The 20,855-nt window shown below is 68.0% G+C and carries 18 protein-coding genes; 8 read left to right on the forward strand and 10 right to left on the reverse strand.

Annotation, left to right across the window (positions count from 1 at the left end; genetic code table 11):
- Positions 1-27: 27 nt before the first annotated feature.
- Together Q8O26_RS01815 and rpoZ are read right to left on the reverse strand one after the other, a co-directional pair.
- On the reverse strand, positions 28-2,193 hold the full coding sequence (locus Q8O26_RS01815) for a bifunctional (p)ppGpp synthetase/guanosine-3',5'-bis(diphosphate) 3'-pyrophosphohydrolase (protein WP_305572886.1): 2,166 nt from the start codon (positions 2,191-2,193) through the stop codon (positions 28-30).
- Between the two features lie 173 nt (positions 2,194-2,366).
- Positions 2,367-2,756 carry a DNA-directed RNA polymerase subunit omega gene (rpoZ, locus tag Q8O26_RS01820; RefSeq protein WP_305572888.1) on the reverse strand — a complete coding sequence of 130 codons (390 nt, stop codon included), beginning with the start codon at positions 2,754-2,756 and terminating at the stop codon, positions 2,367-2,369.
- A 366-nt stretch (positions 2,757-3,122) separates the two neighbouring features.
- Between rpoZ and Q8O26_RS01825 the strand changes: the two genes are divergently transcribed.
- From Q8O26_RS01825 to Q8O26_RS01835, 3 genes are all read left to right on the forward strand, one after another.
- On the forward strand, positions 3,123-3,770 hold the full coding sequence (locus tag Q8O26_RS01825) for an NYN domain-containing protein (RefSeq protein WP_305572890.1): 648 nt from the start codon (positions 3,123-3,125) through the stop codon (positions 3,768-3,770).
- Between the two features lie 6 nt (positions 3,771-3,776).
- Entirely contained in the window at positions 3,777-4,415 is a 639-nt protein-coding gene (locus Q8O26_RS01830) for a uracil-DNA glycosylase (RefSeq protein WP_305572892.1), read from the forward strand.
- A 105-nt stretch (positions 4,416-4,520) separates the two neighbouring features.
- Positions 4,521-5,240, forward strand: a complete 720-nt coding sequence (locus Q8O26_RS01835; RefSeq protein WP_305572893.1) for a superoxide dismutase — start codon at positions 4,521-4,523, stop codon at positions 5,238-5,240.
- Positions 5,241-5,371: 131 nt separating this feature from the next.
- Here the strand turns inward: Q8O26_RS01835 and Q8O26_RS01840 are convergent, their stop codons facing one another.
- The 3 genes from Q8O26_RS01840 to dapA all read right to left on the reverse strand — a co-directional run bounded on the left by Q8O26_RS01840 (position 5,372) and on the right by dapA (position 7,436).
- Entirely contained in the window at positions 5,372-5,767 is a 396-nt protein-coding gene (locus tag Q8O26_RS01840) for a VOC family protein (RefSeq protein WP_305572895.1), read from the reverse strand.
- A 287-nt stretch (positions 5,768-6,054) separates the two neighbouring features.
- Positions 6,055-6,528, reverse strand: a complete 474-nt coding sequence (smpB, locus tag Q8O26_RS01845) for an SsrA-binding protein SmpB (protein WP_305572896.1) — start codon at positions 6,526-6,528, stop codon at positions 6,055-6,057.
- A 23-nt stretch (positions 6,529-6,551) separates the two neighbouring features.
- The gene (dapA, locus tag Q8O26_RS01850; RefSeq protein WP_305572898.1) at positions 6,552-7,436 is read right to left on the reverse strand and encodes a 4-hydroxy-tetrahydrodipicolinate synthase; all 885 of its coding nucleotides are present in this window, start codon (positions 7,434-7,436) and stop codon (positions 6,552-6,554) included.
- Between the two features lie 483 nt (positions 7,437-7,919).
- Between dapA and Q8O26_RS01855 the strand changes: the two genes are divergently transcribed.
- Both Q8O26_RS01855 and Q8O26_RS01860 read left to right on the forward strand, forming a co-directional pair.
- On the forward strand, positions 7,920-10,055 hold the full coding sequence (locus tag Q8O26_RS01855) for a lytic transglycosylase domain-containing protein (RefSeq protein WP_305572900.1): 2,136 nt from the start codon (positions 7,920-7,922) through the stop codon (positions 10,053-10,055).
- 171 nt (positions 10,056-10,226) lie between these two features.
- On the forward strand, positions 10,227-10,442 hold the full coding sequence (locus Q8O26_RS01860) for a hypothetical protein (protein ID WP_305572902.1): 216 nt from the start codon (positions 10,227-10,229) through the stop codon (positions 10,440-10,442).
- A gap of 441 nt (positions 10,443-10,883) precedes the next feature.
- On the opposite strand, the gene Q8O26_RS01870 is transcribed toward Q8O26_RS01860, so the two are convergent.
- Positions 10,884-12,401 carry an EAL domain-containing protein gene (locus Q8O26_RS01870; protein WP_305572904.1) on the reverse strand — a complete coding sequence of 506 codons (1,518 nt, stop codon included), beginning with the start codon at positions 12,399-12,401 and terminating at the stop codon, positions 10,884-10,886.
- A 175-nt stretch (positions 12,402-12,576) separates the two neighbouring features.
- Positions 12,577-14,874, reverse strand: coding sequence for an NADP-dependent malic enzyme (locus tag Q8O26_RS01875; RefSeq protein WP_305572906.1), 2,298 nt, complete (start codon positions 14,872-14,874; stop codon positions 12,577-12,579).
- Between the two features lie 192 nt (positions 14,875-15,066).
- Between Q8O26_RS01875 and purM the strand changes: the two genes are divergently transcribed.
- A complete protein-coding gene (gene purM, locus Q8O26_RS01880) occupies positions 15,067-16,137 on the forward strand; it encodes a phosphoribosylformylglycinamidine cyclo-ligase (RefSeq protein WP_305572908.1) in 1,071 nt (356 codons plus the stop codon).
- 59 nt (positions 16,138-16,196) lie between these two features.
- Positions 16,197-16,736, forward strand: a complete 540-nt coding sequence (gene purN / locus Q8O26_RS01885) for a phosphoribosylglycinamide formyltransferase (protein WP_371134417.1) — start codon at positions 16,197-16,199, stop codon at positions 16,734-16,736.
- 23 nt (positions 16,737-16,759) lie between these two features.
- On the opposite strand, the gene Q8O26_RS01890 is transcribed toward purN, so the two are convergent.
- A complete protein-coding gene (locus tag Q8O26_RS01890; protein WP_305572912.1) occupies positions 16,760-18,862 on the reverse strand; it encodes a molybdopterin-dependent oxidoreductase in 2,103 nt (700 codons plus the stop codon).
- Between the two features lie 145 nt (positions 18,863-19,007).
- Positions 19,008-19,433, reverse strand: a complete 426-nt coding sequence (gene ndk / locus Q8O26_RS01895) for a nucleoside-diphosphate kinase (RefSeq protein WP_305572914.1) — start codon at positions 19,431-19,433, stop codon at positions 19,008-19,010.
- 202 nt (positions 19,434-19,635) lie between these two features.
- Here ndk and Q8O26_RS01900 point away from each other — a divergent pair, with 202 nt between their 5' ends.
- Positions 19,636-19,998 carry a hypothetical protein gene (locus tag Q8O26_RS01900; RefSeq protein WP_305572916.1) on the forward strand — a complete coding sequence of 121 codons (363 nt, stop codon included), beginning with the start codon at positions 19,636-19,638 and terminating at the stop codon, positions 19,996-19,998.
- Positions 19,999-20,131: 133 nt separating this feature from the next.
- Here the strand turns inward: Q8O26_RS01900 and Q8O26_RS01905 are convergent, their stop codons facing one another.
- A complete protein-coding gene (locus Q8O26_RS01905) occupies positions 20,132-20,839 on the reverse strand; it encodes an aquaporin (protein WP_305573057.1) in 708 nt (235 codons plus the stop codon).
- Positions 20,840-20,855: the final 16 nt, after the last annotated feature.

The raw sequence follows: 20,855 nt of genomic DNA on the forward strand, positions 1-20,855 counted from the left end.
CCGGCGGGACGGCGCTCGCCGAAGCGCCTATTCGAACACCCGCTGCGCCTCGGCCGTCATCGGCAGCGTCCTGATCCCGGCGATGATGGCGTTGAGGTGCTTCAGGTCCCAGACCTCGACGTCGATGGCGACATTGGTGTAATCCGCCGTGGTGCGCTGCATCCTGAGGTTGTCGATATTGCCGTCATTGTCGGCGATGACCTGGGTCACGGCGGCGAGCGAGCCCGGCGCGTTGCGCGACTTCACGGCGATGCGGGCGGGGTAGCGGGAACGCTTGGCGCTGTCGACGTCCCAGCGCACGTCGAGCCAGCGCTCCGGCTCGTTGTCATAGGCGGCCAGCGCCGGCGACTGGATGGGGAAGATGGTGATCCCCTCCCCCGGCGTCATGATGCCGACGATGCGGTCGCCGGGCACGGCGCCGCTCTCCCTGGAGAAGCGCACCGGCAGGTCGAGATTGATGCCGCGGATGGGGATGGCCCCTTCCGATTCGGGCACCTGGAACTTCAGCGCCGTCTCGCCGGCGACGCCGAACCAGTCGGCGGTGGGCTTGGGGCCGAGCGGCGTCTCGCTCTTGAAGTCGGGATAGACCGCCTTCAGCACGTCGTCCTCGGGCATCTCGTTGCGGCCGACGGCCCAGTAGACGTCCTCGACGCCGACGCGGGCGAGGCGCTTCAGCCCCTGTCGCACGATGTCGTCGGAGAAGGACTTGCCGGCGCGGGTGAACAGCGTCTGGACGATCTGGCGGCCGAGTTCGAGATATTGGGCGCGGGTCGCGACGCGGGTGGCCCGGCGGATGGCCGAGCGGGCGCGGCCGGTGACGACGATGTTCTCCCAGGCCGGCGAGGGCGTCGCCTTGGGATCGGTGATGATCTCGACCTCGTCGCCGTTCTGCAGCTCGGTGACCAGCGGCCGCTCGACGCCGTTGATGCGGGCGCGGGCGCACTGGTTGCCGATGTCGGTGTGGACCGCATAGGCGAAGTCGATACAGTTGGCCTTGCGCGGCAGGGCGATCAGCCGGCCCTTCGGGGTGAAGCAATAGACCTGGTCGGAGAACAGCTCGAGCTTGGTGTGTTCGAGGAATTCCTCGGGGTTGTCGGCATGGGCGAGCATTTCCACCATGCGGCGCAGCCAGGCATAGGCGGTGCTCTCGGCGTGTTCGGCGTCGTCCTTGTAGAGGGCGTGCGCGGCGATGCCGTATTCGGCGATCTCGTGCATCTGCGAGGTGCGGATCTGCATCTCGACGCGCTGGCTCTGCGGGCCGATGACGGTGGTGTGCAGCGAGCGGTAATCGTTGCCCTTGGGCGTCGAGATATAGTCCTTGAAGCGCAGCGGCACCGCCGGCCAGGTGGTGTGGATGATGCCGACGGCGGCGTAGCAGGCGGGGATGTCGTCGACGAGGATGCGGAAGGCGACGATGTCGGAGAGCTGCTCGAAGGAGACCGATTTGCGCTCCATCTTGCGGTAGATCGAATAGGGCTTCTTCAGCCGGCCGGTGACCTCGGCGCTGATGCCCTCGCCGGCGAGCTTGCGGGCGAGCTGGGTCTCGATCTCCTCGATGACGGCGGCGGCGGCCGCGCGCTGGCGGTCGAGCCGCTGCTTCAGCGCCTCGTAGGCCTCGGCGTTGATCTGCCGGAAGGCCAGGTCCTCCAGCTCCTCGCGCATGTCGTGCATGCCCATGCGGCCTGCGAGCGGGGCGTAGATGTCCAGCGTCTCCTGGGCGACGCGGTCGCGCTTGGCCGGGGGCACATAGTGCAGCGTGCGCATGTTGTGCAGGCGGTCGGCGAGCTTCACCAGCAGGACGCGCACGTCGGAGGTGATGGCGAGCAGGAGCTTCCTGAGGTTCTCCGCCTGCACCGCCTGCTTGGAGACGAGGTCGAGCTTCTTCAGCTTGGTCAGGCCGTCGACAAGCTCGGCGATGGCGGCGCCGAACTTCTCGCGGATGTCGTCCTTGGTGGCGGCGGTGTCCTCGATCGTGTCGTGCAGCAGGGCCGAGACGATGGTGGCGTCGTCGACCTTGAGGTCGGTGAGGATCGCCGCGACCTCGAGCGGATGGGAGAAATAGGGGTCGCCGGAGGCGCGCTTCTGCGTGCCGTGGGCCAGCATGGCATAGACATAGGCGCGGTCGAGCAGGGCCTCGTCGGCCTTCGGGTTGTAGCGCTTGACGCGCTCCACCAGCTCGTATTGACGCATCATGGGTTCAGGGCCGCTCTGGCGAATTCATCCGCCGGACCATCACGATAGCACCGACGGGGCCCGGCGCCGCAAGGCCTTCGCGGCAGCAGGCGGGACCGGCGGGCCGGAAGGCGTCGGCCGGAACGAGAAAGGGCGGCCCGCCGGGCCGCCCTGATGGGGGAAACGCTCAGGCCTCACATGCCGTCGTCGTCGTCGGTGTCCTCCGGCGGCTTCAGCCCCTCGAGGCCGCGCAGCAGGTCTTCCTCGCTCATGCGGTCCATCGGCACGTTGGTGTCGTCGGCGCTGGCGCCGGGCGCCGCGATCATCGGCACCATGTCCGGCTCGGGCTCGTCGACCTCGACATATTTCTGCAGCGAGTGGATCAGGTCCTCGCGCAAGTCGTCGGGCGAGACCGTCGCATCGGCGATCTCGCGCAGGGCGACGACGGGGTTCTTGTCGCGGTCGCGATCGATGGTGATCGGCGACCCGGCGGCGAGCATGCGCGCCCGGTGGCTGGCGACGAGCACGAGCTCGAAGCGGTTATCGACCTTGTCGATGCAATCCTCGACGGTGACGCGAGCCATCGCTAGTCCTTGAAAACGTGGGGATGGGGCCTGGAGACAGGCATCTGTCCGGCAAGCTGGCGTCTATAGCCATTGAAGCGCCGCGATACAAGGCTCTTGACAAGGCTCTTAGCACGAACCGCGGTGCCTTGTCCGCTTCAGCCTGCCGGCCAGGGCCGACGCGTGACGGAACCCTGCGACACCATGACCATTTATCAGATTGTTTCCGGAGAATGAACTTGCTATAAAAATGCCAAATATGCTAGGATCGTTCTAACGTAAGCCTTCCGGCCAGCGTCTTGGAAGGTCAGATTTGCGCCACTACGACCATTTCGTGACCTTTTCACTGTATTCTTCACTCTATTGACACATCAAGGACGTTACGTCATGTCGACAGGAACCGAGCGGATTGCCCTCTTCATCGATGGCGCCAACCTTTACGCGACCGCGAAGACCCTCGGCTTCGACATCGACTACAAACGCCTGCTCGGAGAGTTTCGCAGCCGCGGCTACCTGCTGCGCGCCTACTATTACACCGCGCTGATCGAGGATCAGGAATACTCGTCGATCCGGCCGCTGATCGACTGGCTCGATTACAACGGCTTCACCGTGGTCACCAAGGCGGCCAAGGAGTTCACCGATTCCCTCGGACGCCGGAAGGTGAAGGGGAACATGGACATCGAACTCGCCGTCGACGCCATGGAACTCGCCCCGCGCATCGACCACATCGTCCTGTTCTCCGGCGACGGCGACTTCCGCTCGCTGGTCGAGGCCCTGCAGCGCCGCGGCGTCAAGGTGTCGGTCGTCTCCACCGTCTCGGTGCAGCCGGCCATGATCGCCGACGAACTGCGCCGCCAGGCCGACGAGTTCATCGACCTCGCCCATCTGGCGCAGCGGGTCGGGCGCGATCCCGCCGAGCGGGCAGTCCGGGCGCCCGGCACCGACGTCCCCGGCTTCGTCCGCGACCGGCCGCGGCCGCCGCGGCCGGCATCGCCTACCACTCCCGGCGTCGGCGACGATTTCGCCGATCGCTGACCGGCCATGGCCTGTCCGGATCAGCCGGGGCGCGACTGCCCTCTCTGCCCGCGCCTCGTCGCCTTCCGCGAGCGGCAGCGCGTCGCCCATGACGACTGGCACAATGCGCCCGTCCCCTCCTTCGGGAGCGCCGATGCGCGCCTGCTCATCGTCGGCCTGGCGCCCGGCCTGCAGGGCGCCAACCGCACCGGCCGCCCCTTCACCGGCGACTGGGCCGGCGATCTCCTCTACGAGACGCTGATCGGCTTCGGCTTCGCCCGCGGCACTTACGACGAGCGGCCCGACGACGGCCTTACGCTGGTCGACACCCGCATCACCAATGCGGTGCGTTGCGTGCCGCCGGAGAACAAGCCGACGACGGAGGAGATCGCCACCTGCCGCGGCTTCCTCGCCGCCACCATCACCGACATGCCGAGGCTCGACGCCATCGTCACCCTCGGCAGGATCGGCCATGACAGCGCCGTCCGGGCGCTGGGCCTGAAACCGGCGCGGGTGCCGTTCAGCCATGGCGGGGTCCATGCGCTCGACGCCGTCACGCTGTTCTCAAGCTACCATTGCTCGCGCTACAACACGAATACCGGCGTGCTGACGCCGCAGATGTTCAGGGACGTATTCGCCGCCGTCAGGGGCCATCTCGACCGTTGAGTTCACGGCTTCGTGACAGCCTCTCCGCATCCACTGGGCGCATCTAGTGGGTTCCATGCAAGACCGCCTTTCGAAGCTGGTCCCAGATCACGGGAGATGAGAACGATGAACCGACGCCACGCCCTCAAGCTGTTCGGAACCGCCGCCGCCATCGGCGCGACGATGTCGATCCCGGCCAGCCACAAGGTCTTCGCCCAGGCCGCCAGCGGCCCATTCACCCTGCCGCCGCTCGGCTATGCCTATGACGCGCTCGAACCGCATATCGACAAGATGACGATGGAGATCCATCACTCCCGCCATCACGCGGCCTTCCTCGGCGGCCTCAATACCGCCTCGCAGACCTATGCCGAACTGACCCCCGCCAATACCGAGAAGGTGCTGCGCAAGCTCTCCGACGTGCCGCAGAACCTGCGCGGTGGCGTGCGCAACCAGCTCGGTGGCCACTGGAACCACGCCCATTTCTGGGAGGTCATGACCCCCGGCGGCGCCAAGGCGCCTGGCGGCGCGCTGCTGCAGGCGATCAACGCCACCTTCGGCGACATCGACAAGATGCGCCAGCAGTTCAACCAGACCTCGGTCGGCCGCTTCGGCTCGGGCTGGGGCTGGCTGGTGGTCGGCAGCGACGGCAAGCTCGCCATCGTCTCGACGCCCAATCAGGACAACCCGCTGATGGACGGCGTCAAGGGCGTGGTCATGGGCATCGACGTGTGGGAACACGCCTATTACCTCAAGTACCAGAACCGCCGCGCCGACTATGTCACCACCTGGTGGAACGTCGTGAACTGGGACAAGGCCGCCGCCAACTTCCAGAAGGCCATGGCCTGACAGCCGAGGCAGGACGGCGCCGGCGGGTTTGCCCCCGCCCGTCGGCCGCCGTCCTGACGCCCTGAAGCCCTGATGCCCTGTCGGCGAGACCCCGGTTGCCTCGGCAGCCGGGGTTTGTCATGGGTCGGGCGTTACGCCGAAACCTCGTCGTGATAGCTGAGGAATTCCATCAGCGAGCCGTCGGGATCGCGGAAATAGACTGAAGTGGCCGGTCCCCTCACCCCGTTGGTCGCCACCGGGCCGAGTTCCACGGCGACGCCCTTCGCCACGAGATGCGCCGCCGCGCCGGCGATCGGGCCCTCCCATTCGAAGCAGATGTCGGAATTGCCCGGCATGACCGGCACCCGGGCCACCGCGTTGACGTGGCCGATGCCGGGACCGTGGCAGTTCAGGCGGATGTCGCCGATCCTGTAGGCGAAGCCGGCGCCGCGCGGCACCACCTCCGCCCCCAGCACGTCGCGGTAGAAGGCGTTGGACCGCGCCCAGTCGCTGACATGGATGACCACGTGGTCGAGCTTGTAGGCCATGGCTTTTCTCCCCTGCGGCGACATGATCCGATGGCAAGCGGACAATCAAGACTGAAGGCTTGCGGTGTCCTGCGCGCGCTGAAGGGCCCCACCCGTACCCTGCCCTCTGGCGCGGGGAGGGAGACTATGGCGTGTCGCCATTCTCTTGACCCGCTGGGCCTGGCTCGACCGGATAGTGAGTTTCGCGAGGTGGAAGTCCCCCTCCCCGCGCCAGCGGGGAGGGTAAGGGTTGGGCCATTTCGATCCTCGACCTTGCCCGGGTTCGGCTCGGACGAGGCGGCCGCCCCCTATCCCCGATCCCTCATGATCCGCGCCTGGTCGCGCTGCCAGTCGCGCTTCTTCTCGGTGTCGCGCTTGTCGTGCAGCTTCTTGCCGCGGGCGAGCGCCATCTGCAGCTTCGCCCGGCCCTGCTCGTTGAAATAGAGCTTGAGCGGCACGACCGTGAGCCCGTCGCGCTGCACGGCTCCCGTCAGCTTGGCGATCTCGCGCTTGTGCAGCAGCAGGCGGCGCGGCCGCTTCGGCTCGTGGTTGAAGCGGTTGGCCTGCAGATATTCGGGAATGTTGCAGTTGAAGAGAAAGAACTCGTTGCCCGACGGGCCGGCATAGCTTTCCCCGATCGTCGCCTTGGCGGCACGCAGCGACTTGACCTCCGTGCCGGTGAGCTGGAGCCCCGCCTCGAAGGTATCGAGGATTTCGTAGTCGAAGCGTCCGCGCCGGTTCTCGGCGATGACCTTGATCTTGGGGTCCGGCTTGGCCGCCATGGTATGTGCTCTCTATGCCCCCGTCAGTTCATCAGGCCGGCATGGACGAGGGCCTTCTTCAAGGTCTCGCGGGTGGCGGGCGAGGCCGCCACCATCGGCAGGCGGACCTCGTCCGCCATGCGGCCGAGAAGCGCCAGGGCCGCCTTGGACGGCGCCGGGTTCGGCTCGACGAACAGGGCCTGGTGCAGCGGGAACAGCTGGTCCTGGATCTCCAGAGCCTTGGCATAGTCGCCGGCGAGGCAGGCGTTCTGGAAGGCGGCGCAGAGGCGCGGCGCGACATTGGCGGTCACCGAGATGCAGCCGTGGCCGCCATGCGCCATGTGAGCAAGCGCCGTGCCGTCCTCGCCCGAGAGCTGGATGAAGTCCTTGCCGCAAGCCTGGCGCTGGGCCGAGACGCGGTCGAGCTTCATCGTCGCATCCTTGACGCCGACGATGTTGGGGATCTCGGCGAGGCGCGCCATGGTCTCCACCGACATCTCCACCACCGAGCGCGGCGGGATGTTGTAGATGAAGATCGGCAGCGCGGTGGACGCCGCAATGGCCTTGAAGTGCTGGTAGAGGCCCTCCTGGCTCGGCTTGTTGTAGTAGGGCGTGACGTGCAGCAGGCCCTGGGCACCGGCCTTCTCGGCATGGCGCGAGAAGTCGATGGCCTCCGCCGTGTTGTTCGAGCCGGCACCGGCCATGACCGGCACGCGGCCGCGCGCCTCGGCGATGGCCCATTCGACGACACGCTTGTGCTCGTCATGGGACAGGGTCGGGCTCTCGCCGGTGGTGCCGACCGGCACGATGCCGTGGGAGCCCTCGGTGATCACCCAGTCCACATGGGCCCGGAACGCCTTCTCGTCGACCTTGCCGTCCTTGAACGGGGTGACCAGGGCAGGCAGCGATCCCTTGAACAGGCTGGACATGGAGCGGTCTCCGGAAGCGGGAGAGATGGGCGGCGTTGCGCCGCCGCGAAAGGCCGGACACAAAGCCTTGTGACGGATGGAACGTCAAGGGTGGCCGGCGGCGAGCAGGTGATGATCGGTCGAAAGTCGACGCGCGGGTGACAGCAAGGCCCGACCTTTGCCTGGATGTCGGTATCATCGGGACCGGTGATGCCGACCAAGCTGCAGAAGGCCGCCGAAAACCGCAGGCGCCTCTCAGCCTGACTGCAGACCCATTTCTGAGAATATCGTCCTAGATACCACAGAGCGATGCGCTGGTGCAAGCCCCCCGGCGACATGCGACGCGCCGCCGCATCCTTAACGGCTGCTTAACCACGCCGCACGGTTGCCCCCCTCCCCGTCAAGGAAGCGTCAAGGAAAACGGCCTGATAACCACCTCTCCGAGGCCACATTCCTGTTCGAGTGAGGCCGTTCCGCTTTGTGTATCAGGACGGACCCTCGCCGATGCCCGTTTCGCTGGCCCCGACCGCCGTCTCCCGTCTGCCGCGTCTGTCGCTGTGGGCCGGCGTCGCGCTGACGGCCCTGGTCGTCGCCGGCTGCGCCCGCAGCGAGGTCTCGGGCGGCGATGCGGCGGGCCAGGCGGCCGGCGTGGAAGTGACGGTGCAGCTGACGCGCTATGCCGCGGCCGACACCCAGACGACGGCCTCGATCCCGCGGGACCAGCAGGTCTGGCGCCCTTCCGGCGGCGCGGCCAGCGAGGCCGACGTGGCGGCGCTCGGCCGGGTTGCGGCGGCGACCCGTCGCGGCCAGATCGAGGGGGCGACGGCCGCCCGCGACCAGATCCGCGATCCCGTCGCCAGGGTGCTCGCCGAATGGATGATCCTGCGTGGCAGCGAGACGGTGGGCTTCGCGCGGCAGGCGGCCTTCCTCAGGGCCAATCCGGCCTTTCCCGCCAGCCAGCGCATCCGTCTGCGGGCCGAGGGCGCGCTGCTCGACGACAATGCCGGCCCGGACGTGGTGCGCGCCTTCTTCCAGGGCAGCGCGCCGCGCTCGGCCAAGGGGCGCATCGCCTATGCCATCGCGCTGAAGCGCGGCGGTGACGCCAGCCGCAGCCTGCGTCTCGCCCGGGAGGTCTGGCACGAGTCGGACCTCTCCTCGGATTCGGAGGAGCGCCTTCTCGCGGTGTTCGGCGCCTCACTGAGCGCCAGCGACCACAAGATGCGGCTCGACCGCATGCTGCACGAGAACGAGCCGGCGACGGCGCTACGGGCCGCCCAGCGGCTCGGATCGGGCCAGGCGGGGCTGGCGCGGGCCTTCCTCGCCGTCACCGGCCAGAAGCCGAATGCCGGCGCCCTCCTCGCCCAGGTGCCGGCCTCGCTGCACCGCGACCCGGCCTATCTCTTCGCCCGCGCCCAGTGGCTGCGGCGCGAGGACAGGGCCGGCGAGGCCGCGGCGATCCTCGTCAACGCGCCGCGTGATCCGGCCGTGCTCGGCAAGGCCGAGGACTGGTGGGTCGAGCGCCGCGCCATGGTGCGCAAGCTCCTCGATGCCGGGCAGGCGCGCACCGCCTATCAGGTCGCCGCCACCCATGCCGTGCGCGCCGGAGCCTCGCGGGTCGATGCCGAGGCGCATGCCGGCTGGCTGGCGCTGCGCCACCTCAACGATCCTGCGAGCGCGATCCGCCATTTCGAGGCCGCGCGCCAGGCGGCGGGGACGCCGATGTCGCAGTCGCGCGCTTCCTACTGGCTCGCCCGCGCCCATGAGGCCGCCGGCCATCAGGGTCCCGCGCGCACGCATTACGAGGCGGCGGCGCGGCATTCGACCCATTATTACGGCCAGCTCGCGCGCGCAAAGCTCGGCCTCACCGATCTGCCGGTCCGCCGGCCGACCGATACGACCCCCGCGAGCGCCGCCTACGCGCACGCGCTCACGCTCCTGTACCGGCTCGACGAGCGCGACATGGCGCGCGCGATCCTCGCCGACCTCGGCACGCGCGCGAACGACCACGGCACGCTGCACGCGGCCGCGGAGGTGGCGGCGCGGGCGCGCGACGCGAAGGGGGTCGTCACCCTCGGCCGGCTCGCCAACAACCGCGGTCTGCCCTTCGACATGCAGGCCTTTCCGACGCAGGGCATCCCGGACTACGCCCATGTCGGGCCGGAGGTCGACCGCGCCGTCGTCTATGCCATCGCCCGGCAGGAATCGACCTTCGACCACCGCGCCGTCAGTCACGCGGGTGCGCGCGGGCTGTTGCAGCTCATGCCCGCCACCGCGCGCGCGACGGCGCGCAACCACGGCCTGCCCTTCGACGAGGGCCGTCTGACCAGCGATCCCGCCTATAACGCGCGGCTGGGCGCGGCCCATCTCGGCGAGCTCGTCGCCGAATTCAACGGCAGCTACATCCTCACCTTCGTCGCCTACAATGCCGGCCGGTCGCGCGCCCGCGAGTGGATCCAGAAATATGGCGACCCCCGCGATCCCCGCGTCGATCCCGTGGATTGGGTCGAGCGCATCCCCTTCGCCGAGACGCGGAATTACGTGCAGCGGGTCATGGAGAACGTCCAGGTCTATCGCGCCCGCCTCGGCGGGGGCGCGGCGCTCCGGATCGAGGCGGACCTCCGGCGCGGCCGGCCGAACTGACCGGTCGCTGAAGCTCAGAATCTGATTCAAGCGGGTTTGCCGAATCCGGTGAGGGACTTGTGCCGGATTTCGCAGGTTCTGATTCCGATTCAACGCTGCGGCATTGGTCCAGCGGCCATGGCGGCCGGGTGGAGCGCCTGTCATCGTCGCGCACCCTCGGCGGTGACGCTCATGATCGACGCCTTCACGCTCCTCGTCCTCTTGCACCTGATCGGCGATATCACCGCCCACCTGACCGGCCTGCCTATTCCCGGGCCCGTCATCGCTCCCGCGCTGGTGGTGACGGTCTCGACGCTCGTGACGCTCGCCGTCACCGCCCTCATCTTCCGCCTCGTCGCCCGGCTCACCGACCCGTCCGAGCCCGCTGCGAGCGACGCGTCACCATGAGCCGCACGCCCGGCCTGTGGGTCTATCTGTAGGGCTCGCCGCTCGCCTGGCTGGCGGTGACCATGACGGCCCATTGCCTCGCCGACCGGGCCGCCCTCGCCACCCGACGGCATCCGCTTGTCAACCCGGTGGTCATCGCCTTGGCGCTGTTCGCCGCCGTGCTGCTGGTCACCAGTCCCCCTTCGAGACCTATTTCGCCGGTGCCCAATTCTTTCGCCGGTGCCCAGTTCGTGCATTTCTGCTGGGGCCGGCTAACGCCGCCCTTGCCGTGCCGCTGTGGCGCATGCGGCGGGTCTGGCAGCCCATGTCCTCGGTACGGCGCGGGCCTTCAAGGTCGATCGGACGACGGACACCTAAGCCGGCATCGCCCTCGGGCTCAACGGCCTGATGACGCCGGTTCTGTTGCCCCTGGTCTGGGGCTGGCTCGGCGCCTGAACCGGCTCAGCCGCGCAAGGCCTTCCGCAGCGGCGCGCTCTGCTGCGTGGCGGGCTCCATGGCCTGGACAAGCTGGCAATAGGATGACCCCGGCAGCGGCGGGGCAAAGACATAGCCCTGCGCCGAGCGCACGCCGCGCCGGCGCAGCGCCTCGACCTGTTCGAAGGTTTCGACGCCCTCGGCGATCACCTCCATGTTGAGGTGGGCGGCGAGATCGATGAGGCTGTCGACGATGGCCGTGGACTGCCGCTCGGCCCCCAGCGCGTCGATGAAGAGCTTGTCGATCTTCATGACGTCGACCCGCAGCTTCAACAGATAGCTCATGCCGCCATGGCCGGTGCCGACGTCGTCGAGGGCGACGCGGACGCCCATTTCCTGGAACCGCGCGATGATAGCGCGGGCGCCGTCCATGTCCGGCAGCGGATCGCGCTCGGTGACCTCGAGCAAGACCTGGGTGAGCTTGAGGTCCGAATGCGAGAAAATCGACGCCACATCGCCAACGATCCGCTCGTCGCGGAAATGGGCAGCGCAAAGATTGAAGCCGCATTTGAGTTCGGGCCGGGTGGCATAGGTCGGCCCCAGTTCCTCCGCCGCCTGCCGCATCAGGTCGAGGGTCAGCGGGAAGATGAAGCCGGAGCGCTCGGCCTCGCCGATGAAGGCGCCGGGAGGGATGAGCCGGCCGTCGGGCTTGCGCCAGCGGACCAGCACCTCGCAGCCGAGAATGCGGCCCGTATCGAGGTCGATCAGGGGCTGGTAGTGGGGGATGAACTCGCCGTTGCGCAGCGCCCGATACATGTCGGCCAACGGGCCGCGCTCGCGCCACCCGAACAGGACCAGACCGGCAAGGCCGATGCCGAGGGTAAGCCCGCCGCCGACCGCCGCACCGACGATCCAGCCCTTCTGCTGGCGCCAGGCGCCCGACGAGGCAGAGACCTCGACGCGAACCGGATAGTGTTCCGACAAGATCACAGCCCTGACATCAGCTGTTCCCCCGACACCACCGGGTCCATGTACGGAGACGAGGCGCCCGCCGGGCACCAATTCGATATCGATACCGAGACCGAGATTCGACACCTGGACCTCGCCATAGGGCACGAAGAGCCCGACCGCGATGATGCCACCGGTCATGGTGCCGGACGGCGTTGACTGAGTCAGGCGCAGCGCCCGGCCGTGGGGCCCCCGCGTCAGAGCCACCGACAGGGCGAGACCGGGAATGCGGGTTACATAGGGGGTCGAGGCTGCGGTGATCTGCACCAGGCTGCCGATATTGCTGCAGCGGATCCGGCCGTCGGGCCCGATGATGGCGATTTCCTTCAGCACCGGGGATTCGAAGACGAGCAGGCTCAGCGTTTCGCGTTCGGCAGCGTTGCAGAACTCGATGTTGCGGGCCTGGGCCTCCTGGAGGGAGAGCGTCGCCCGCTCGATGGCATTGTCCATGCGCCCGAGGACGATGGCAGCCTTTTGGGCGATATGGCCCCTCAGACTGCGGTGAAGCCAGGTCTCGGCGGCGAAAAAGGCGGCCATTGGCAAGCCGGCGACCAGCAACGCTGACACCAACCAGACCAGGCCTCTCTTTCGCGAGACCGTACTCACGGCCACCCCTTCGCCTGCCACGCAACCGGCGATCGACAGCCAAGATCACGTAAAATTTTCAGCAGTTTAGGGTGTGTGGCTTAATGGTATCTTTCTTGACCCAGCGTCATCGGAGCGTTTCGTCCGCCCTTTCCTGCGCCTCGACGACGGCCAGTGCCGTCATGTTCACCACGCCGCGTGCCGTGACCGAGGATGTGAGGATATGGGCGGGCCGCGCCTGACCGACGAGGATGGGGCCCACCGGCAGGGCATCGGCCAGAACCTTGATGACCTGGAAGGCAATGTTGGCAGCCGACATGTTCGGCATGATGAGGACATTGGCCACGCCCTGCAGGCGCGATCCGGGGAAGACCCGCTCCCGCAGGTCCGGCAGCAAGGCCGAATCGGCGTGCATCTCGCCCTCCACTTCCAGGTCGGGCGCCCGATCCCGGATGATCTTCAGGGCCTTCTGCATCTTCAGGACCTGATCGTCGTCATGGCTGCCGAAGTCGGAATGGGACACGAGGGCGATCTTCGGCTCGAGACCGAAACGACGCACGTGCTCTGCGGCGGTGCAGACCATGTCGGCCAGTTCTTCCGGGCTCGGGTCGGCGGTCACATGGGTGTCGGCGATGAAGAGCGGGCCTTTCGAGGTGATCAGCAGCGACAGCGCCGCAAGACCGTTGGCGCCCTCCTTCAGACCGATGACCTGGCGGATATGCCGCAGATGGGTGTTGAAGCGCCCCTCGACGCCGCAGATCATGGCATCGACGTCGCCGCGCTCCAGCGCGACGGCGGCAATGGCCGAGTTGGAGGTGCGCATGATGGTGCGCGCCGCATCAGGGGTGACGCCACGACGGCCGGTCCGCTCGTGATAGGTCGCGACATAGTCGCGGTAGCGGGGATCGGACTGCGGATCGATGAGTTCGAAATCGATACCCGGCTTCAGCGACAGGCCGAAGCGCTCGAGGCGCTGCTCGACGACGGCCGGGCGACCGATGAGCACCGGGAAGGCCAGCCCTTCCTCGACCACGACCTGGGCAGCGCGCAGGATGCGCTCGTCCTCGCCTTCGGCATAGATGACGCGCTTCGGATTCTGGCGCGCCTTGTCGAAGACGGGGCGCATCAGCAAACCGGAACGGAAGACGAAACGCGACAGTTCTGCCTCATAGGCCTTGAAATCGGTGATGGGGCGGGTGGCGACGCCGGTCTCCATGGCCGCCCGGGCGACGGCCGGCGCGATGCGCAGGATCAGACGCGGGTCGAAAGGTGACGGGATGAGGTTTCCGGCGCCGAATGTGCCGACCTCGCCGCCATAGGCCCGCGCCACCACGTCGGAGGGCGCCTCGCGGGCAAGCCCGGCGATGGCCCGAACCGCTGCGAGTTTCATCGGTTCGTTGATGGCGGTGGCGCCGCAATCGAGCGCCCCGCGGAAAATGTAAGGGAAGCACAGGACGTTGTTGACCTGATTGGGGAAATCCGATCGCCCGGTGCAGATCATGGCATCGGGCCGGGCGGCGCGGGCCTCGTCGGGCATGATCTCGGGATTGGGATTGGCGAGCGCCATGATCAGCGGGCCCTTGGCCATTTTCTGGACCATGGAGGGTTTGAGCACATTGGCGGCCGAGACCCCGAGGAAGATGTCGGCATCGCCGATGATGTCGTCGAGGGTGCGGGCGTTGGTGTTCTTGGCATAGACCTCCTTGTAGGGGTCCATCAGCTTCTCGCGGCCCTTGTAGACCACGCCCTCCAGATCCGAGACCCAGATGTTCTCGACCCGGGCGCCGAGTTCGCGCAGCAGATTGAGGCAGGCGATGGCGGCGGCACCGGCGCCGGAGGCGACGATCTTCACGTCCTCGATCTTCTTGCCCATGAATTCGAGCGCGTTGGAGACGGCGGCGCCGACGATGATGGCGGTGCCGTGCTGGTCGTCGTGGAAGACCGGAATGCCCATGCGCTCGCGCAGGCGGCGCTCGACCTCGAAACATTCGGGCGCCTTGATGTCCTCAAGATTGATGCCGCCGAAGGTCGGCTCCAGCGCCGCCACCACCTCGACGATGCGATCGACCTCCTGGGCGTCGATCTCGATGTCGAAGACGTCGATGCCGGCGAATTTCTTGAACAGGACCGCCTTGCCCTCCATCACCGGCTTGGAGGCGAGCGGGCCGATATTGCCCAGGCCCAGAACGGCGGTGCCATTGGAGATGACGGCGACGAGATTGGCGCGGATGGTCAGTTCGGCGGCCTGGGCCGGATCGGCGACGATGGCCTCGCAGGCGGCGGCGACGCCGGGCGAGTAGGCGAGCGCCAGATCGCGCTGGTTGCCGAGCGGCTTGGTCGCCCGGATCTCCAGCTTTCCCGGCCGCGGCAGCCGATGATAGACGAGGGCGCCGGATTTGAGATCGTCCGTGATCGACTTTGTCATGCCGTTGGTCTCCTCGGCAGGTCATGCGCAGGCCGACCCGCCAGCGTCAATGTCGGGGATTGTCGCGACCGCGGGAAGTCCTTCCCTGAGGCGAGCATCCTTGCCGCGGGGGAAAAGACGGCGCCGGGCGGCTTCGCCGTTGCGGGCCGGCGGCACAAGGGCTAATCGGGCTTTTCCAGCGAGGCGAGCGCCGTGACCGACACACAGAAGACCGGATTGACCTATTCGCAGGCCGGCGTCGACATCGACGCTGGCAACCGGATGGTCGACATGATCAAGCCGCTGGTGCGCGCTACCGCCCGTCCGGGCGCGGATGCCGAGATCGGCGGCTTCGGCGGGCTGTTCGACCTGAAGGCGGCGGGCTTCAAGGATCCCGTCCTGGTGGCGGCCAATGACGGCGTCGGCACCAAGATCAAGATCGCCATCGAGACCGGCCGGCACGACACGATCGGCATCGACCTCGTCGCCATGTGCGTCAACGACCTCGTGGTGCAGGGCGCCGAGCCGCTGTTCTTCCTCGACTATTTCGCCACCGGCAAGCTGTCGCCGGAGGCCGCGGCGCAGGTCGTCAAGGGCATCGCGCTCGGCTGCCGGCAGGCGGGCTGCGCCCTCATCGGCGGCGAGACGGCGGAAATGCCCGGGCTCTATGCCGACGGCGACTACGACCTCGCAGGCTTTGCCGTCGGGGCTGCCGAGCGCGGCACGCTGCTGCCGCGCCGGGACGTGGCGCCCGGCGACGTGGTGCTCGGCCTGCCCTCCTCCGGCGTTCATTCCAACGGCTATTCGCTGGTGCGCAAGATCGCCGAGGTCTCGGGACTCGGCTGGGATGCGCCCGCGCCCTTCGACGCCGACCGCAGCCTCGGCGCGGCGCTGCTGGAGCCGACCCGCATCTATGTGAAGAGCATCATGGCGGTGCATCGCGGCACCGCCGCCATCAAGGCGCTGGCCCATATTACCGGCGGCGGCTTCGTCGACAACATCCCGCGGGTTCTGCCCGAGGGCATGGGCGCCGAGATCGACCTCAGCGCCATTGCCGTGCCGAAGGTCTTCGGCTGGCTGGCGAACGTCGGCAACCTCGCCCAGGCGGAGATGGTGCGGACCTTCAACTGCGGCATCGGCATGGTGATCGTCGTCGCGGCGAGCGAGGCGGCGCGCGTCGGCGAGGCCTTCGCCCTCACCGGTGAGACCCCGGTGACGCTCGGACGCATCACGGAGGCGGCGGCAGAGCCGCGGGTCCGCTTCACCGGGGCGCTCGCCCTGTGAGCGCGGGTGTGCCGGCAAGGAAGCGCGTCGCGATCCTGATTTCGGGGCGCGGCTCGAACATGGCGGCGCTGGTCGCGGCGGCGAAGGCCGAGGATTATCCGGCCGAGATCGCCCTTGTGCTGTCCAACGTGCCGGAGGCCGGCGGGCTCGCCATCGCCGCGGCTGAAGGCATCGCCACCGCCACGGTCGACCACCGCGCCTATCGCCGCGACCGCGAGGCCTTCGAGCGCGCCATGCAGGACGTCCTGGCGGCGCACCGGATCGACATCGTCTGCCTCGCCGGCTTCCTGCGCATCCTCACGCCCTCGTTCGTCGGCCAGTGGGAGGGGCGGATGATCAACATCCACCCGTCCCTGCTGCCGGCCTACAAGGGCCTCGACACCCATGCCCGGGCGCTCGCCGACGGCGCCGGAAAACACGGCGCGACGGTGCATTTCGTCACGCCCGGCATGGACGAGGGCGAGATCATCCTGCAGGAGGCGGTGCCGGTGCTGCCCGGCGACACGCCGGAGACGCTCGGCGCCCGCGTCCTGGCGGTCGAGCACGAGATCTATCCGCAGGCGCTCAGGATGATCGCGACGGAGTATACGCTGCTCTGACCGCCGCCGCGGTGCCGGGCGCGTCAGGCCGCCCGGATCCAGGCCTTGTTGTCGTGGAAGGCGGCGCCGCCGAAGGGCGCCACGGCGTCGGCGCCGGTCAGCACGTTGATGCCGCGTCCGCCCTCGTGGTCGGCATTGGCCCAGAGACCCTCGGCGATCAGCGTGCCGGGACGGGTCTGGTCGGTCACCTTCGCATGCAGGATCACCGTGCCGCGCGGCGATCCGACCTCGACCCTGGCGCCATGGGCGAGGCCGAGACGATCGGCGTCGGCGGGGTTGATCATCACTTCGGGCCGGCCCTCGCGCTTGCGGGAGGACGGCGTCTCGGCGAAGGAGGAGTTCAGGTAGCTGCGCGACGGCGAGGTCGCGAGCTTGAAGGGATAGGTGGCGTCCGGCTCCTCGGTCACCGCCCAGTGGTCGGGCAGCGAGGGCATGGAGTCGACCGGTCCCAGCGTGCCGATGCTGGCATAGGGCACGTTCGGCCAGTCGGGCTTGAAGCGGAAGCGCCGGTCGCCATAGGCGAAGCCCTTGAGATAGTGCGCGTCCTCGAATTTCGGCTGGACATCGCGGAAATTGGTGACCTCCAGCTCGGCGAGAGTGCCCCAGCCGGAATTCTGCAGGGTCCAGTCGATGATCTCGCGCGGGGTCATCGAGAAGCCGACATGGTCGGCGCCGAGCCGTCCGGCGAGATCGGTGATGAGGTCGTGGTTGGAGCGGCACTCGCCGGGGGCGTCGATCAGCTTCAGGCCGAGCATGATGTGCTGGTGGCCGCCGCCCTGGTACATGTCGTCGTGTTCCATGAACTGGGTCGCCGGCAGCACCAGGTCGGCCATCTTGGCCGTATCGGTCATGAACTGCTCGTGGACGACGGTGAACAGGTCGTCGCGGGCGAAGCCCTGCACGACCTTGGTCTGGTCGGGCGCGACATTGACCGGATTGGTGTTCTGGATGAGCAGCGCGGTGACCGGCGGGCCGTCGGAGCCGTCGGGCCGGCGCAGCGCCGCCCGCTCGCCGGTGAGGATGGCGCCGATGCGCGACTGGTCGAGGGTGCGGACGGCCGTGTCCTTGGCGTCGAGCCCCTCGATGAGCGACTTGCGCCAGTGATAGATGGCGCCGTTGTTGTGGAAGGCCCCGCCCCCCTCATACTTCCAGGCGCCGGTGACGGCGGGAATGCAGGAGGCGGCATGCATGTTGACGGCGCCGTTGCGCTGGCGGCCGAAGCCATAGCCGAGGCGGAAGAAGGTCTTCCTGTTCCGGCCGACGAGGGCGGCGAAAGCCTCGATCTCCGCGACCGTCAGGCCGGTGATGGCGGCGGCCCATGCGGGATCGCGAGACTGAAGATGCGATTCCAGTTCCGCCGGTACGTCCGTGAAATCCCTGAGATAATCGCGGTCGGCGAAACCGTCGCGGAAGAGCACGTGCATCACCGCGCAGGCCAGCGCCGCATCGGTGCCGGGCTTCAGCACGAGGCCGAGATCGGCCTGTTTCACCGTATCGGTGCGGTAGATGTCGACGACGACGATCTTGGCGCCGCGCTCCTTCCGCGCCTTCATGGCGTGGGTCATGACGTTGACCTGGGTAGAGACCGGGTTGGTCCCCCAGATCACCACGACATCGGCCTTGGCCATTTCGCGCGGGTCGGCGCCGGCGAGCCGGCCGGTGCCGGCGATGAAGCCCGACCAGGCCATGTTGGTGCAGATAGTCGAATAGAAGCCGGAATATTTCTTGACGTGGCGCAGCCGGTTGATGCCGTCGCGCTGCACGAAGCCCATGGTGCCGGCATAGTAGTAGGGCCAGACCGTCTCCGCCCCATAGCGCTTCTCCGCTTCGAGGAACCTCTCGGCGGTCATGGCGAGGGCCTCGTCCCATGAGATGCGCTGATAGGCGCCCGAGCCCATGGGCCCCTTGCGGATCAGCGGATGGAGGAGCCGGTCAGGATGGTGGATGCGCTCGGCATAGCGGGCGACCTTGGCGCAGATGACGCCAGCCGTGTAGCTCTGCGCGGCATCGCCGTGGACGCGGCCGATCGTCTTGCCGTCGATGACCTCGACCTCCAGCGAACAGGCCGAGGGGCAGTCGTGCGGGCAGGTCGTCTTCAGGCGCTCGACGCGGACAGGGGCGTTCATGGCGGCTCCGGTGTGCAGTGCGAAACTGGATCGTATCCAAACTGCAGGGCCTGGCGCCAATGAAAAAGGCGGGCCGCAGCCCGCCTTGGCGCATAGGTCGTCGGATTGCCGCTCGGGAGACGGCCAGTCCCCCGCGCCCCGGCGATCAGGCCGGCAGGATCTCGTTCTGCGAGAAGAACTGGGCGATCTCGATGCCGGCATTCTCGACCGAATCCGAACCATGGACCGAATTCTCGCCGACGGAGACGGCGTAGAGCTTGCGGATGGTGCCGTCGGCGGCCTGGGCGGGATTGGTGGCGCCCATGATCTCGCGGTACCTGGCGACGGCGTTCTCGCCCTGAAGCACCTGGACGACGACCGGGGCCGAGACCATGAAATCGACGAGCTCGCCGAAGAAGGGGCGCTCGGAATGGACGGCGTAGAACTTGCGGGCCTCGGGCAGCGACATGCGGATGCGCTTCTGCGCGACGATCTGCAGGCCGGCGGCCTCGATGACGGCGTTCACAGCACCGGTCAGGTTCCGCTTGGTGGCGTCCGGCTTGAGGATGGAGAAGGTGCGTTCGATGGCCATGGATCGTTCCTTGAGGGATCGGATGCGGGAGGTGGCGCGCTTCTAGCAGCGGGCCGGTGCTCCCGCAACGTCCCCGCGGCCGCAGCCATGCGGGCCGGCTGAACCACAGGTGAAGGAAGGCCTCAGAGCGCATTCAGCGCGCCGGCTGCATCCTGTTCCCATGATCGCAAATGCAGCGATCGAGCGACTGGAGATGGTGACGATGCGCAGTCTGGTTCTGTCCACCCTTGCAGGCCTTGCCGCCTTGTCGGCGGTGGTCATGGCCCCCTCCGACGCCAAGGCGCAGGTCGCCATCGGCATCGAGATCGGTGCCATGCCGGTGCAATGGGGCCCGCAGCCCCATTGGGACGGCCCGCGGCGCCGTCACGGCCCGCCGCATGACGGCTTCTATCGCCCGCACGGCCCCTATTACGGGTTCAACCGCCCGGCGCCGTACCCCTACGGGGGCTACGGCGGCTATCGCCCCCATCGGCCGGCCCGCTTCGAGCAGACCTGCTGGCGCGAGCGCCGCTGGGTCGAAACGCCCTGGGGCCGGGAAGTCCGCCACGTCCGCATCTGCCGCTGACGCCCGCCGGGACCGTCACGCCGACGCCTTCACGCGCGGGTCATCGAACGCCCCACCCAGACCCGACCTGCGCGGGCACGGGCCCGCCACCGGAGACATCCAGCGGCGGGCTTCGTGCATTGTGGCCGGGGGCTCAGGCCTCGAGGATCTTCGCCTTGAACAGCGCGCCGGCGGCATAGGCGGCGACGAGCGGAACGATCAGGAAGAGCCAGAGCTGCGTCAGCGCGGTGCCGCCGACGAAGAGGGCCGGACCGAAGGAGCGGGCCGGATTGACCGAGGTGCCCGTCACCGGGATCAGCAGCAGGTGGATGGCGGCGAGCGTCAGGCCGATGGCGAGACCGGCGACGGCCGGCGAGCCGGCCTTCGAGGTGACGCCGAGAATGGTCACCAGGAACAGGAAGGTGCCGACGAATTCGCCGATGACGGCGGAGCTCATGCCATACCCCTTCGCCGCGTCCCAGCCGTTCTGGCCGAGGCCAGCCGCGGTGACGTCGTAGCCACCGGCCTTGCCCGCCAGCGTGATGTAGAGAATCGCCGCGCCGACGATGGCGCCGGCGAACTGGGCGATGATGTAGCCCGGGACCTCGGAGGTCGGCATGCGGCCGGCGGCCCAGACACCGACGGTGACCGCCGGATTGACGTGGCAGCCGGAGATCGGACCGATCCCATAGGCCATGGCGACGATGGCGAGACCGAAGGCGAGCGCGATCGGCAGGGTGGCGAGCGCCGAATAGGGCTGGCCGGCGCCGAAAACGGCGCCCTGCCCGCCAAGTGTGACGACGCCGCAGCCGATGATGACCAGCGCGGCGGTGCCGATGAACTCGGCGACATATTTCTTCATGGATGCGTTCATGACC

It is taken from the genome of Phreatobacter sp., assembly GCF_030691135.1.
GTDB lineage: Bacteria > Pseudomonadota > Alphaproteobacteria > Rhizobiales > Phreatobacteraceae > Phreatobacter.

Bases quoted from the DNA above. Each gene is read 5' to 3' on its own strand.
- Q8O26_RS01815 (WP_305572886.1), bottom strand. From the start codon at position 2,193: ATGATGCGTCAATACGAGCTGGTGGAGCGCGTCAAGCGCTACAACCCG.
- rpoZ (WP_305572888.1), bottom strand. From the start codon at position 2,756: ATGGCTCGCGTCACCGTCGAGGATTGCATCGACAAGGTCGATAACCGC.
- Q8O26_RS01825 (WP_305572890.1), top strand. From the start codon at position 3,123: ATGTCGACAGGAACCGAGCGGATTGCCCTCTTCATCGATGGCGCCAAC.
- Q8O26_RS01830 (WP_305572892.1), top strand. From the start codon at position 3,777: ATGGCCTGTCCGGATCAGCCGGGGCGCGACTGCCCTCTCTGCCCGCGC.
- Q8O26_RS01835 (WP_305572893.1), top strand. From the start codon at position 4,521: ATGAACCGACGCCACGCCCTCAAGCTGTTCGGAACCGCCGCCGCCATC.
- Q8O26_RS01840 (WP_305572895.1), bottom strand. From the start codon at position 5,767: ATGGCCTACAAGCTCGACCACGTGGTCATCCATGTCAGCGACTGGGCG.
- smpB (WP_305572896.1), bottom strand. From the start codon at position 6,528: ATGGCGGCCAAGCCGGACCCCAAGATCAAGGTCATCGCCGAGAACCGG.
- dapA (WP_305572898.1), bottom strand. From the start codon at position 7,436: ATGTCCAGCCTGTTCAAGGGATCGCTGCCTGCCCTGGTCACCCCGTTC.
- Q8O26_RS01855 (WP_305572900.1), top strand. From the start codon at position 7,920: ATGCCCGTTTCGCTGGCCCCGACCGCCGTCTCCCGTCTGCCGCGTCTG.
- Q8O26_RS01860 (WP_305572902.1), top strand. From the start codon at position 10,227: ATGATCGACGCCTTCACGCTCCTCGTCCTCTTGCACCTGATCGGCGAT.
- Q8O26_RS01870 (WP_305572904.1), bottom strand. From the start codon at position 12,401: ATGGCCGCCTTTTTCGCCGCCGAGACCTGGCTTCACCGCAGTCTGAGG.
- Q8O26_RS01875 (WP_305572906.1), bottom strand. From the start codon at position 14,874: ATGACAAAGTCGATCACGGACGATCTCAAATCCGGCGCCCTCGTCTAT.
- purN (WP_371134417.1), top strand. From the start codon at position 16,197: ATGGCGGCGCTGGTCGCGGCGGCGAAGGCCGAGGATTATCCGGCCGAG.
- Q8O26_RS01890 (WP_305572912.1), bottom strand. From the start codon at position 18,862: ATGAACGCCCCTGTCCGCGTCGAGCGCCTGAAGACGACCTGCCCGCAC.
- ndk (WP_305572914.1), bottom strand. From the start codon at position 19,433: ATGGCCATCGAACGCACCTTCTCCATCCTCAAGCCGGACGCCACCAAG.
- Q8O26_RS01900 (WP_305572916.1), top strand. From the start codon at position 19,636: ATGCGCAGTCTGGTTCTGTCCACCCTTGCAGGCCTTGCCGCCTTGTCG.
- Q8O26_RS01905 (WP_305573057.1), bottom strand. From the start codon at position 20,839: ATGAAGAAATATGTCGCCGAGTTCATCGGCACCGCCGCGCTGGTCATC.